Below are 13,604 nucleotides of genomic sequence, written 5' to 3'. Positions count from 1 at the left end.
GACGGGTGGGCGGCGTCAGGCGCACTCGCCACCGGTTACCGGAGGCATAATGCTGAGGGCATCGCCGTCCTCGAGGGCGGTTGCAGTTCCCCGTTCGTTCCCGACAAGCTGACCGTTCACCAGGACGGTGACGGCCGGCTTGGTCTCTCCCGCGGCCGTCAGGAACCGGTCCGCGAGTTCCGGATACGTCGCTTCGAGCGTTCGAAGCACCTCGCGGACGGTTGCTTCGTCGGACACGGACAGCGCGAGTCGTTTCTCGCCGATGGCGTCTCGGTACATCGCGAACAGACGGATCTCAACGTTCATAAAAAGCGTCTCTCAGTATCTGGCTCGAGCGCAGCGCGACCGTGGACGAGGACGCCGTCGACGTTTGGGGCTCGAGCGGTTTCAGCGCCGTCCGACCGGATGGCCGTCGGTGACGGTGCTGGGTTGGCCGTTCTTCCGCGAACGCGAGTTGTGAGCGAGCCCCCGTCGTCGACGGCCGTTCTCCGAGACCTGCGGGATCGAACGGTGTGCATGGTCTAGCTGATCGCGGCTTCGTTATAAAAGTCGTGCTGCGAACATCGATCGTGTTTCACGGACGCATACAGATCGGATTCAATACTAACTGCGAAATTCTGCAGCTGCTGATCCCGTATGAATGAAACATTTGAAATCAGAGGGGTATGGACTTTTCCCTCTTCTAAGATATACGCGTTTACGATCGAGATTCTTTGAGGGTCGTCTCGAAATCGTGGCCCTCGGTGATGGTGTGTCCTCCGAGGAGGGTTAGCAACGACAAGACCCGTCCTCCCAGCGGTATCGCGTCTCTCGATTGGTTTTTCCAGCAGAGTTCTCGTGAAAAATACGGTGACAGTCGGAGACGGCCGGCCATGCGATGGCTCATCGGCAGCGAGATCCGGACAATATCGTTGACCGTCGATCCGAATCACGATCGTATCGAGCACACCGTGATTCGAACGTTCACTGCTGATTGGGTGCCGACCCCATCTGCAGGTCCAGTTTCGGTCCGATTTTGCAAGTCTTTGCTCTCCATAATACCAGTATACCAAAATATATGAGAGGGTGAGATCTTGGGGAGACGTGTCGATATTTGCGGACCGTTCTCGAAGACGAGTTACTTGCGATATCGAACCCGCAACCGGTACCATCGATCGAAGTCAGCGAGGCAACAACTAAGTAATCGGTCCAAACAGTAGCGCCATGGGCGAAGTCGCTTACAACTTCTCCGAGGAGACGGTGATCGTGACCGGCGGCACGTCGGGAATCGGCCGCGAGGTCGCTCGTCGGTTCGGCGAAGCCGGTGCCACGGTCGTCGTCGCAGATATCCGCGAGGAACCGAAGGACGACGGCGAATCGATGCCGACTCACGAACGCATCGAGGACGACGGCGGCCGCGCGACGTTCGTCGAAACGGACGTTTCCGACCCCGACGACGTGGCGTCGGTCGTCGAAGCCGCTCGAGCATTCGGCGGCGTCGACGTGATGGTGAACAACGCCGGCATCTATCGCCACGGGTCCCTGCTCGAGACCGATGTCGACGCGTTCGATCAGGTGTTCGCGATCAACGTCCGCGGGGTCTTCGCCGGCTGTCGTGCGGCCGCCAGAGATATGCTCGACAGGGAGGAGTCCGGCTGTATCCTCAACACGGCGTCGATCAGTTCGGAGTACGCCCAGATCGGCCACTCGATGTACGACGCCTCGAAAGGCGCGGTGATGATGCTCACTCGCGTCGCCGCGCTCGAGCTGGCACGACACGAAATCCGGGTCAACGCCGTCGCACCGGGCGTCATCGAAACCACGTTCGGGACCGGGAACCCGGCTCCCGAATCGCGCGTCGACGACCGGTTACCCGACGTCGAAGCGCCGATGCCCGACCTCACCGAGCAGGAGATCGAGACGGACGTTCCGATGGGGCGGATGGGATCGCCCGAGGAACTCGCCGGATCGTACCTGTTTTTGGCCTCCGACGAGGCCAGCTACGTCACCGGCCACCTCCTCTACGTGGACGGAGGCTATCAGATCCTCTAGCTCGAGCGGCTCGTCACCGCGTCGCCTGACGTCCGTCTGTAATGACTAATCGACCCGATCTTGCAGTAGTGGCGGGAACCGATTGAGGCCGTCCGGTTTTCGCCCCTAGTCAGCGCCGTGTTTCGGCGTGTAGCCACAGTCCGGGCAACTCGAGGGATGGCGTTGTACTGCTACCGTCTGCCCACACTGCGGACACTCGTACTCCATGGACTCGAGGACTATCGCTGATCACTAAAACCTTACTACGACAATCGTCGTACTCGCGGAGCCGTCGAGATAGGCGGGTCGAACCGATCACGCGTCTCAATCGTCCGAGACTGCGACGTCGGGACGGTAGCTCTCGCTGATGGCCTTCCACTTGTTCGTTCGAAACCGCCAGTAATTGATGGCGGCGGGAATACTCGTCTCGGCGAGGAAGGCGAGATACAGCCCCCAGTAGCCAAGCGCCGTCGTCGCACCGAGATACGCGAGCGGGATCGCCCCACAGAAGATGCCGACGCACTGACTCAGGAACGGGATTCGCGTATCCCCGCTGGTGTCGAGCGGTCCGGACGCGGCGGCCGTCACGCCCTGGAACAACACGGCGACGCAGGCGGCGTAGACGAGGGTGACGGCGATGGGTATCTCCGGGTTCGTCGGATCGTCAGCGAACAGGACGACGATCCGCTCGGCGAACATCGCGATACAGACCGCGAACACGACGTACGTCGCCACGGAAAATCGAATGATGTCCCGCCCGTAGGCCTCCGCCGTCGCCTCGTCGTTCTGCCCGAGGGCCTGGCCCACCAGGCTCGAGGACGCCAGCCCGAATCCCCATCCCGGCGTGTTCATCAGCCCCCAGATCCGACGGGCGATGACGAACGCGGCGAGGGTGGTCTCCCCGAAGATATCGAGGATGCCGAGCATCGGAAACTCGGCGATCGTCCAGACGAGGTTTCGAGCGCCGATCGGGAGTCCGATCTCCCACAGGTCGCGCACCGTTTCGGGGTCGACGTACGTTCCGAACGGGTCGACCTGAATGGGAAACTCGCCCATCCCGGGAAATCGACCGCGAGCGATGCCGATCGCGAAGGCCGCGGTGACGGCGACGTTCGAGAGGACGGTCCCGAGCGCCGCGCCGGCGACGCCCAACTCGAGGACGAAGATGAACGCCGCGCTCAGGCCGATGTTGGCGACGGCACCGCCGGCGCGGACCTGCATCGCAGTGTAGGCGTCGTCGGCACCGACGAGCGCTCGGCTGCCGACGAGGTTGAGCCCGGCGAAAGGAATGCCGAGTCCGACGACCTGCAGGTAGGTCGCCCCGTAGTCGATGGCCCGCTCGTTGCTGCTGAGCAGCGAGATGAGTTCGTACGGCACGAACCAGAAGACGACCACCACAGGGACACTGATCGCAACGACGAGGAGCGTGCTCGAGCGGACGGCAACCCCCAGTTCGTCGTGTGCGTCCGCGCCGTAGCGCTGTGAGACGAGCGCGATGGTGCCGCCGGCGACGCCGCCGCCGATGGCGAACGCGAGCCCCCAGAACGGCCCCGCGAACCCGACGCCCGCGACTGCGCTCATGCCGACCGCGACGCCGACCATCGCGACGTCGACCGCGCTCTTCGACATGCGCGCGAGTCCGGTGACGATGCGCGGCCACGCGAGTGCGGTCGTCTGGACGGCGCGCTCCCGGTCGATCAGTCCGAGTCGTGCGAGGGCGAGCCCGATAGCGAGAATCGGGAGACGGAGCGGATTAGGATACGTGGACACGAGGGCACTCTTCGTTTCGGACCGCCCTCAATGGGCATTCGCAACTCGGCAAAGCCTTCCACAATGAGTGCCGTTCACAATGACTGATTCGGGTGCGACCACCGGCGGCGGTCCATCGAGTACGTTACGGATCCGCCTCGAGCGGATCGTGAAAGGCGACCGCGTCGTCGAAGCCGACGGGATCGTAACGCGTCGTCGGCCAGTCGCCGGTCGACGTGAGCACGTCCACGCCGCGCTCGGCGTCGACGAGGATCGTGTCCTCACACTTGGCACCCTGTACCGTCGGATTCCACGCGTAGGGAAGCGGCTCGAGCACGGGAGCCGTCGACGCGGGATCCGCAGTCCACTCTCGGCTCTCGTAGCCGATCGCCCCGCCCTGGTGGTGGGAGCGCCACTCGCCGCGGTAGCCGAGTTCGTCGTAGGCAGTCCGGATCGCATCGAAGACGTCGGCGGCGGTGCCACCGGTTCGCGCCGCGTCCAGTGTCGCCGCCGCTGCCGTCGCGGCGACCCGACACGCCGCGTCGTGGCGCTCGCGAAGCCACTCGGGCGGGTCGAACGCGACCGTTCGGGTGACGGCGACGTTGTGACCGCCGCGTTCGGCGACGACCGTCAGGTGGCCGAACCGGTCCAGCGGGGCCGTCGTCGGAGTGAAGTGTCGGTGGCGGAGCGATCGTTCCGAACCGCCGACGAGCACGACGGGCGCGGCGAACCCGCGCTCGGTGAGTTCGCGGCGAAGCGCCGCTGCCGCCTCCCGTTCGGTCGTCTCGCCCGTGAGCTCGCTGGCGACGGTTTCGACGGCCTGAGCCGTCCCGAGAGACGCCGTCTCGTAGCGCTCGAGTTCGCCCGCGGGCAGTGGCGTCCGAAGCGTCGCCGGATCGACTTCGGCCACTCCCTCGATCGGAACGTCGGCTCCGGAAGCCTCCTGACGTCGGTCCGCGACGGCCGCCGGAAGCGACGACTCGTGCCACTCGTACAGGTCCACCTCGACGTCGATTCCGGCCGCCTCGAGCGCGGGTACTTCCTCTTCGCGGATCCGATCGAGTTCGTTGTTCGGCGCGAGGAGGCGTACGGCACCGCCGTCGGCGGGAACGCCGAGTGCGGCGACGCCGATCTCGCTCGCCGCGTCGACGACCACGTCGCCGCCACCGAGCCAGGCGACGTTCTCCGGCCGGCAGAGCCACAGTTCTTCGAGCGACCGCTGTGCGAGCGCGTCGGCGACTCGCCGGCGCTTGACGAGCGCGGGATGTTCCATATCGATGGACAGTGGTCGTCAGTTGCATAAGTGTTTCCCGCTCTCGGGTGCGCGATGTCGTGCGTGTCGTGCGTTCGAGAGCGCCACCGGACGACTCGTCCGGTCAGCGCTGTAGACCGCGTCCCGATTATTGTTCGGCCATGACGGCGACGACGGGACAGTCGGCGTCGAGTAGTACCGACTGGGTGACGCTTCCGAACAGCGCCTTTCCGACCGGTGATCGAGAGCGACCGCCGACGACGATGTAGCTCGCATCGACGTCGTTGGCGTGGGAGATGATCTCCTCCGGCGGGTTCCCGGTGCGCCCGACCGGTTCGTATTCGTCGGTCACGCCCTCGGAAACCTGCTCGATAACCGTGGCGGCGAGTTCCTCCGCCTGCTCCGGCGACACCTCATCGTCGATGTTGAGTGACTTGTTAATGAGGTACTTGTGATCCGATTCCTCGTAGACGAGAATGACGTGAAGCGGTTCGTCGAACTGCGACGCCAGCTTCCAGCCTTCTCTGAGAACGCGTTCCGACCCGTTTTCTCCGTCGATTGCTGTTACGACGACCATACATACGTGATCGGGCGGCTCACGTAAATATATTGTCTCGCATTCCGGAACGGTTGGTCCGGTTTCACTCTCCCGAGAGACGTAGTACTCGAGCCCGCTATATGAGCGGGAACAGCGTCGAGAGGACCATGACGACGACGAAGCCGGTCAGCGAAACGATCGTCGTCAGTGCCGTCCAGATCTTGAACGTCTCCGCCTGCGTCAAGCCGCCGATCTCCTTGACGATCCAGAAGCCGCTATCGTTGTACCACGAGAAGATCGATCCGCCCGCGCCGATGATCATGACCAGGTAGACCGGATGAACCGTCAGATCGCCTACGAGCGGTGCCATGATCCCCGCGGTCGTGAGCAGGGCGACCGTCGCCGATCCCTGTGCGATGCGAATCGTCGCCGCGATGACGAAACCGGCGACCAAGAGCGGAATGCCGAGCCCCTCGAGGGTGGTGGCGATGTAGTCGCCGATGCCCGACGCCGCCAGCATCGCACCGAACGCGCCGCCGGCGGCCGTGATCGCCGCGATGTGACCGCCGCTCTGGAGCGCGTCGACGAGTTCGTCGGACCACGCCTCTCGCGTCAGCGACTCCATTCGGTAGAAGGTCACCGCGGACGCGAGCGCGGCGGCGGTCAGCGCGAAGTTCGGATCGCCGATAAAGGCGGTCGCCGGCGTGAGCGCCTCGAGCGTTTCCTGAAACGCGCCGAGTCCGAGGGAGCCCTCTTCGGCCATATCGATGAGGTAATCGAGTGTCGTGTTCGACGCGACCAGGAACACCGCGAGCAGGATCGGCAGCATCGCCTCGAACATCCCCGGTAGGTCGGAGAGCGGTCGGTTGGCCAGTTCCTCGACGCGTTCGACGGACGATCCCATCGTCTCGCGAAGCGGTACGTTGACGTGTCGGTTGATCCACTTCCCGTAGAGAACTCCCGACACGATCACGATCGGAATCGCGACGAAGAGGCCGACCAGCATGGTCAACCCGAGGTCGACACCGAGTTCCAGTGAGACCGCGAGCGGTCCGGGCGTTGGCGGGACGAACCCGTGTGCGGTCACCCCGGCGGCACCGACGATGGTGATGAACAGCGCGTAGTCGCGGCCGGTCCGCGCGCGCATCGACCGGGCCAGCGGTGCGAGCAGGAAGAAGACGTTGTCGAAGAAGACGGGTATCGCGAGCACGCCGCTCGAGCCGCCCAGGGCGAGATACGAGTAATCCTCGCCGGTGAGCGACTGGAACCAGCGAACGATCCGCTCGGCGGCCCCGCTCTCCATCATTGTCTTCCCGATCACCGCTGCCATCAGGATCGGAATACCGACCCCGATCATCGTCTCACCGAACGCGGTCGCCGTCTCGCTGGGAACGTCGGCCATCGGCACTTCGGCCGTCGCCGCGCCGACGATCAACGATGCGAGGACCAGTCCGATGAAGGCTGGAACGCGTAACCAGACCAACAGTGCGATAACAGCGATCAATCCAATACCGAATACGACTACCGGACTCTCCAGCGCCATACCCGCACCTATACAACCACCTCTCAAATAATCTTTGGTGAATGTTAGATTGGAGCAATAATCTTGTTAGATATAATAAATCCGGCTAGCTCTCGAGTATCTCTTCGAAGTGTCGGACGCATCGGACGGCTTCACCGACCCCTACTCCCGGACCACGCTCACGTCGAAGACGGGCTTGCAGGTTTCTCCGGCCAAGAAGGATTCGAACGCCTCGTCGGCCTCGAGCAGCGAGTAGCGATCGTCGAGGAACGTTTCGAGGTCGACGTCGCCGGATTCGATCAACCGGAGCGATCGTTCGAAGTCCTCCCAGGTCGAGGCGTAGGAACACTGAAGATCGATTTCGGCGCGGACGAGCGGCGAGTACGCCATCGTGGTTTCGCCAGTTTGTCCGACCAGCACGATCTGGCCACCCTTTCGCACCTCGTCGACGGCCATCGTCAGGCCGGAGGGATGACCCGTCGTGTCGAACACGACGTCGTAACCGGCTCCGTCGGTCAGTTCCTCGCGAGCCGTCTCGAGATCGTGCTCCTCGACGTTGAGGGTCCGGAAGCCGAGTTCTTCGGCCAGCGGGAGCCGGTAACTCGTGTCGCTACCGACGCCGGCGACGACGACGTCACCGCCCTGCGAATCGGCGATCTGGGCCGTCAGGAGCCCGATCGGCCCCGGGCCGGCGACCATGACGCGCGAGCCGGCACCGACGCGCGAGTTCTGGATCACGGCTCGAGCGCCGATGCTCGTCGGTTCGACGAGAGCGGCGTGCTTGGGGTCGACGCCGTCGGGAACGTGTTGAAGCGCGGTTTCCGGAACGGAAATGTATCCCGCGTACGCGCCGTCGTGATCGACGCCGGTAATGACCGAATCTTGACAGACGTTCTCCTCGCCGAGTCGACACTGATAACAGGAACCGCAGCCGCGGATCGGTCGTTCGACGACGCGGTCGCCGACGGCGAAGTCGGAAACGCCGTCGCCGACTTCGACGACCCTACCGGTGTACTCGTGACCGATGACGGTCGGCATCGTCATCCGTTCGAAGGCCGATTTGAACTTGTAGATTCCCGCGTCGCTCCCACAGAGTCCGGCGTAGTCGACTTCGATCAGCGCCTCTCCGGCCGCCGGCTCCGGCCGCTCGAGGTCGACGAGTTCCATTTCACCGTACTCTCGGCTCGTTTTGGCAAGTCCGCGCATACGCCGAATCCTTCCCCGGCGATTATAATTCTGTTGGGACGATTCGGCGGCGTGGACGGGCGGCCCCTATTCGATGTCGACGGGTTCGTCGCGCTCGGCGGCCTCGTGTATCGCCCGAATCGTTCGCATGTCCTCGAGTCCGTGGCGGCCGTCGGGGAGGATCGGTTCGCCGCCGAGCACCCGGTCGGCGAAGTAATCGAACTCCTCGCGCATCTCCTCGACCGCGGTGTACTCCGTGTCTTCGACCGTCGCCCGAAGGCTACCGGACGAGAGGTGCAACGTCGCCTCGCCGTGGAACGCGGGCGCGAGTTCGATCGTCCCTTCGGTGCCGATGATTTTGAGTTGGGTATCCTGCTGGGCGTGCTGGCTGGTCGTACAGACCAGCGGCAGATCGCCCTCGAGCGTGAGCGTGACCGTCGCGTTCTGGTCGGGAACGTCGTCGAACGCGTCGTGAGACGAGTCCATCCGCGCACTCGCTCGCACGGGGTCGCGCTCGAGGAGGAAGCGAGCGGTGTTGATCGGGTAGATACCCAGATCCATCACGGAGGTGCCGTAGCCGGTGACGTCGGAATCGAGCCGCCACTGGTCGGGATCCGGATTCATCTCGAGGATGGGCTGGGTGTTGTTGCCGTAGACGTGGGTCGGCTCGCCGATGAAGCCGTCGTCGATGAGTTCTTTCGCCCGTCGAACGGCGGGTTCGGTGTGCATTCGGTAGGCCGTCATCAACGGAATGTCGGCAGCCTCGGCGGCCTCGACGAGCCGCTCGGCGCGCTCGACCGTGGCCTCGAGCGGCTTCTCACAGAGCACCGCCTTCCCCAGTTCGGCGGCGGTTTCGACGTACTCGAGGTGGAAGGCGTTGGGCGTGCCGACGTAGACGGCGTCGTAGGCGTCGGTCGCGTCGCCGTCGTGGAAATCGTCGTAGGTGAGCCCCCGTTCGACGCCGTGGCGCTCCGCCAGTCGGTCCGCTTTCTCCTGGGAGGAACTGACGAGGACGCTCGTCTCACAGTGTGACGACTGTTCGATTGCGGGCACGACGACGTCGACGGTCCACCAGCCGAGGCCGACCAGTGCGAATCGGACGGTGCCGTCCGCTGTCGTCTCCCAATCGCGCTCCGCGAACCGATCAATCACCGAAAGTGTGTCCATAGGCACCGTTTCGAGCGTGGGGGATAAAATCGTTCGGTGGGCCGGCAACATGGTCGAACCGATCCCCTTACCGTCTCCGGATGAGGCCATCTGGAGGTGATGTTCTGTAACACAGAACGGATGGGGTGCAAGTGTCAACTACAGTTCCGAGCGCGGCCGAACCCGCGGTCTCACGCGGATACGACCGTAGTTGAGCGCGACTCGGTCCCGGTTATCCCGTTTCGCACTCGATATTACATTCATACGAATGTAATACATTGGCGGCCGTGACGAGAGGCGCGATGTACGCGAGTGCACTGTACACATCGGCCAGATGGCGACGCTCCGAGTGCTGTTCGAGGAGTGTAGCGGGTTCCGGACACTCCCCGTAACGGCCGGAACGGAACCACTGAGAACGCTAGTGACCGACGGGGTAACGGTGAACCCTACCCCGCCGAGGTTGGTAGTAGTTACCATTCCATGTTGTGTGTGTCCCATCTGGTGTTCTGAGTAAATGAACATCCTTCTCTAAGAGAGACTATTCTTTCGTGCTCCATCCCCTCCTTTCTTTCAGTACAAACACGAACTGACCACAAGCGGGGACGGCACGAGACTCTCACCGGAGTGGGGCTGTCCGGCCTGAGCAGTCAACATCGCCGTGTATGTGTCGGACGCGAATCAACGACCGGCGAGAACGATGTGCAGCCGGGTACAACGCGCGACTGGGTGTTCGAGGCGTTCGTCGGGTTCCAGGCGGACGTGTCCGCGTTTCGGCGCGGCGGCTAATCGGCATTCGACACATCGTATCCAGACCCTCTCTGGTCGAAAAGTGAACCGGCCAGTGCAGTTCGGTCCGTCCACACAGCACGAACCACCGCAGCACCGGCCTCAACGGGATCCCGTTCAGCGAACAACCCGCTCCGCGAGTTCGACGGAGCTTATGCCTCGTCGAACAGCTCTTCGCCGTCGACCATATGCTCCGCTACCGCGTCGAGATCGAGCGTGAGTCCGAGTCCGGGCTTCTCGGGAACTTCCATGCGCCCGTTCTCGATGAGGTCGTCCTCTTCGACGAGGTCCTCCCACCAGCCGAGTTCGTAGGAGTGGTACTCGACGGCCAGCGAGTTCGGGATCGCCGCCGCGACCTGTGCCGACGCCATCGTCCCGATCGGCGAGGAGACGTTGTGCATCGCGACCGGCACGTAGTAGAGATCCGCGAGCTGGGCAATCTTTCGCGTTTCGCGCATCCCGCCGACGCGCGGCAGGTCCGGCGCGATGATGTCGATCGCCTGCTCCTCGAGCAGCCGGCGCTGTCCGTGGGTTCGGTAGACGTTCTCGCCGACGGTGATCGGCGTCGTCGTACTCTGGGTGACCTCCCGCTGGACGTCGTGGTTCTCCGGCGGCACGGGGTCCTCGAGCCACCAGACGTCGTACTCCTCGAGTTCGCGCGCGAGGCGCTTCGCGGAGCCCGCGGAGAACGACCAGTGGCAGTCGAAGGCGACGTCGGCTCTGTCGCCGACGCGTTCGGTGACCTCGCGGACGATGTCGACCTTGTGGTCGATCTCGGGGCCGCGCAGGTGGCGGTTTGCACGGTCTTTCTCGTGGCCCGAGGGAACGTCGAGGTCGAACTTGATGGCGTCGTATCCGAGCTCCTCGACGACGCGTTCGCCTTCGTCGGCACAGGCGACGGGATTGGCCTCGTCTTCGGTGTGAAGGTCGCAGTAGATGCGGACGTCGTCGCGGTACTTCCCGCCGACCAGCTGGTAGGCCGGGACGTCGAGGATCTTACCCGCCACGTCGTGGAGAGCGATCTCGATGCCCGAGATGGCCGAGATGACCTTTCCGGAGATCGAGCCTTCGCCGGACATCTTCTGGATGAGATGTTCGTACAGCCGGTCGATATCGAGGGGGTTCTCGCCGACGAGGAACGGCGCCATCCGCTCGATGATCGCGTCGTCACCGCCGCCCCAGTAGGATTCACCGGTTCCGACGAGTCCGGCGTCCGTGTAGACGCGGACGAGGATCCACGGGTAGTTTCCGTCGACCATCGTGGTCTGTACGTCGGTGATCTCGACATCGCGCGGCCCGCGGTCCGCGGTCAGCTGCATCGTTTCCGATGAGAGATCACGCATCGTATACTCTGCGTTCGGATCGCGTAACGTCCGGTAGTTCGGCATACGACTGCCGTTTACTCCTCATGGTATATCACGTTTCGCATGTCGGTTACTCGCGGCGGTCGCTCGAACGACGGTAACAGTCTGGACGGTTGCAACTCGTCCACCCGACCGAAACGAAAGCGCGTAGCGATTCGGAGATCCCGACTCGAGTCGGGAGGCGCGACGGTGGGTTTTACCGTCTCTCGCTCGTTAGCCGAACCGATGGCCAGGCCAACAGCAGTCATACTCGGCGGGAATCGGTTTCCGTTTCATCGGATCGAACGAGCGGGACCGACCATCGCACGACAGCTGGAACGACGTGGGATCGACGTCGACGTCACCGCTGACCGTGACGTCCTCCGTGAGGACCGAATTTCGGCGTACGACGTGCTCGTCGATTATACGACCGACAGCACGTTCACGGACGAGCAGCTAGCAGGATTGTGTTCGTTCGTCGACAGCGGCGGTGGCTACGTCGGCGTCCACGGTGCAGCGGACCTGACGACGACCGTCGACGGGAGCCGCGACGAACCCGTTCCCGAACTCAGAGAGCTACTCGGCGGTCACTTTCTCGCCCATCCCGAGCAGACGATGTTCGACGTAACCGTCGTCGATAGCTATCATCCCATCTCGGCCGACCTGAACGGGTTTTCAGTCTGGGACGAACCGTACGTACTCGAGTACGACGACGACGTTCGAGTGCTCGCGCGAATGGATCATCCGAAGAACGGCGACGTTCCAGTTGCGTGGGTTACGTCCTTCGGCGACGGTCGCGTGTTCTATTGTTCGCTCGGACACGATATCCCGGCGCTCGTAACCGACGGGGTACAATCGGTGCTCGCACGGGGGATTCGCTGGGCCGCCCGCGACTCCTGACCGCCCGTACCGCGCGGGCCGGCCGCTACTCTCTGTCGGCTACGCCTCGGGTCCGTTGAGCACCAGAGCTAATACGGTTGGGAAGAAAGACGGGGGTACCTACATGCGTTACTACCAGCTCCGCGAGGGGAAATCCCCTCGTCTCGCAGTGGAAACGGCGGGATCGCTGTACGATCTCACCGCAGCAACGCCGCAACTACGGACGTTCGAAGACCTGCTTCGCGCGTCCACGATCACCGACCACACCGTCGATCGTATCGCCGATCGGTTGCTCGAGGACGCGTCCGTGCTCCCAAACGACGCTCTGGAGGAAGACGCCCCCGAAGCGCCCGTTTCGTCGGGAGAGGTGTGGGCGGCGGGAGTCACCTATCGGATCAGCGAGGAGGCGCGCAAAGCCGAGAGCTCCATGCCGGACATGTATCTCGACGTCTACGAGAGCGACCGGCCGGAAGTCTTCTTCAAGGCGACGCCGAACCGGACCGTCGGTCCGAACGAAGGCGTCGGCATCCGCGCCGACTCCGAGTGGGACGTCCCCGAACCGGAACTCGGGGTCGTCCTCTTCGAGGGCGACATCGTCGGCTACACCATCGGCAACGACATGAGCAGTCGCTCGATCGAAGGAGAAAATCCGCTCTACCTTCCGCAGGCAAAGGTGTACGACCGGTGCTGTGCGATCGGTCCCTGCGTCCGCTCGGCCGACTCGCTCGAGGACCCACACGACCTCGAGATGTGGATGACGATCAGTCGCGACGGCGAGGTACTGTACGACGAGTCGACGAACACGGGCAAGATGGTCCGCTCGGTCGAGGAACTGGTCGACTGCTACGTGGAGCACAATGCCGTCCCCGACGTTTCGGTCCTGCTGACCGGGACGTCGCTGGTCCCCGAGGAGGGGTTCACGCTCCACGAAGGCGACGAGGTCGAAATCGGCCTCGAGGAGATCGGAACGCTATCGAACACGGTCGTCGAAGTCTGATCTACCGCGATTCAGAACGCGCACCGAGAGACAGTGGCCGTCGTTAATACCGCCGAATGCCTGAAGGGGGATCTGACGCTCGCTGCGGCGGTTTTTCGCGTTCGTTCGTCCCGAAGCGGTTCGCCCCGTTCTGTGCCTGGCTGTGCTTTCCGAGAAGGACAAAACCAGATTCACTGTTTCAGAACGATTTATATGTG

At 63.4% G+C, this 13,604-nt stretch carries 12 protein-coding genes; 3 read left to right on the top strand and 9 right to left on the bottom strand.

What is annotated here, in order from left to right:
• Positions 1-15 precede the first annotated feature (15 nt).
• On the bottom strand, positions 16-306 hold the full coding sequence (locus tag DWB23_RS00655) for a ubiquitin-like small modifier protein 1 (RefSeq protein ID WP_121740887.1): 291 nt from the start codon (positions 304-306) through the stop codon (positions 16-18).
• 897 nt (positions 307-1,203) lie between these two features.
• Here DWB23_RS00655 and DWB23_RS00650 point away from each other — a divergent pair.
• A complete protein-coding gene (locus DWB23_RS00650; RefSeq protein ID WP_121740886.1) occupies positions 1,204-2,031 on the top strand; it encodes an SDR family NAD(P)-dependent oxidoreductase in 828 nt (275 codons plus the stop codon).
• A 105-nt stretch (positions 2,032-2,136) separates the two neighbouring features.
• On the opposite strand, the gene DWB23_RS00645 is transcribed toward DWB23_RS00650, so the two are convergent.
• The 8 genes from DWB23_RS00645 to DWB23_RS00610 all read right to left on the bottom strand — a co-directional run bounded on the left by DWB23_RS00645 (position 2,137) and on the right by DWB23_RS00610 (position 11,576).
• Positions 2,137-2,238 carry a rubrerythrin-like domain-containing protein gene (locus tag DWB23_RS00645; protein WP_121740885.1) on the bottom strand — a complete coding sequence of 34 codons (102 nt, stop codon included), beginning with the start codon at positions 2,236-2,238 and terminating at the stop codon, positions 2,137-2,139.
• A gap of 96 nt (positions 2,239-2,334) precedes the next feature.
• Positions 2,335-3,780 carry an MATE family efflux transporter gene (locus DWB23_RS00640; protein WP_121740884.1) on the bottom strand — a complete coding sequence of 482 codons (1,446 nt, stop codon included), beginning with the start codon at positions 3,778-3,780 and terminating at the stop codon, positions 2,335-2,337.
• A gap of 124 nt (positions 3,781-3,904) precedes the next feature.
• Positions 3,905-5,032: a M24 family metallopeptidase gene (locus DWB23_RS00635; RefSeq protein WP_121740883.1), complete on the bottom strand. Its 1,128-nt coding sequence runs from the start codon at positions 5,030-5,032 to the stop codon at positions 3,905-3,907.
• 127 nt (positions 5,033-5,159) lie between these two features.
• Positions 5,160-5,588, bottom strand: a complete 429-nt coding sequence (locus tag DWB23_RS00630; RefSeq protein ID WP_121740882.1) for a universal stress protein — start codon at positions 5,586-5,588, stop codon at positions 5,160-5,162.
• Between the two features lie 97 nt (positions 5,589-5,685).
• Positions 5,686-7,092, bottom strand: a complete 1,407-nt coding sequence (locus DWB23_RS00625; RefSeq protein WP_121740881.1) for a GntP family permease — start codon at positions 7,090-7,092, stop codon at positions 5,686-5,688.
• A 141-nt stretch (positions 7,093-7,233) separates the two neighbouring features.
• Positions 7,234-8,277 carry a zinc-dependent alcohol dehydrogenase gene (locus DWB23_RS00620; protein ID WP_121740880.1) on the bottom strand — a complete coding sequence of 348 codons (1,044 nt, stop codon included), beginning with the start codon at positions 8,275-8,277 and terminating at the stop codon, positions 7,234-7,236.
• Between the two features lie 66 nt (positions 8,278-8,343).
• On the bottom strand, positions 8,344-9,423 hold the full coding sequence (gene gfo6, locus DWB23_RS00615) for a D-xylose 1-dehydrogenase Gfo6 (protein WP_121740879.1): 1,080 nt from the start codon (positions 9,421-9,423) through the stop codon (positions 8,344-8,346).
• Between the two features lie 917 nt (positions 9,424-10,340).
• The gene (locus DWB23_RS00610) at positions 10,341-11,576 is read right to left on the bottom strand and encodes a mandelate racemase/muconate lactonizing enzyme family protein (RefSeq protein ID WP_121740878.1); all 1,236 of its coding nucleotides are present in this window, start codon (positions 11,574-11,576) and stop codon (positions 10,341-10,343) included.
• Between the two features lie 201 nt (positions 11,577-11,777).
• On the opposite strand from DWB23_RS00610, the gene DWB23_RS00605 reads away from it, so the two are divergent.
• On the top strand, positions 11,778-12,431 hold the full coding sequence (locus DWB23_RS00605; protein ID WP_121741876.1) for a ThuA domain-containing protein: 654 nt from the start codon (positions 11,778-11,780) through the stop codon (positions 12,429-12,431).
• Between the two features lie 103 nt (positions 12,432-12,534).
• The gene (locus tag DWB23_RS00600; RefSeq protein ID WP_121740877.1) at positions 12,535-13,407 is read left to right on the top strand and encodes a fumarylacetoacetate hydrolase family protein; all 873 of its coding nucleotides are present in this window, start codon (positions 12,535-12,537) and stop codon (positions 13,405-13,407) included.
• The last annotated feature ends 197 nt before the right edge of the window (positions 13,408-13,604 follow it).

Source organism: Natronorubrum halophilum (assembly GCF_003670115.1).
GTDB classification, from domain to species: Archaea; Halobacteriota; Halobacteria; order Halobacteriales; family Natrialbaceae; genus Natronorubrum; species Natronorubrum halophilum.
Note: the sequence above shows the minus strand (reverse complement) of the source record. Positions and strands in the feature narration are given on the sequence as shown.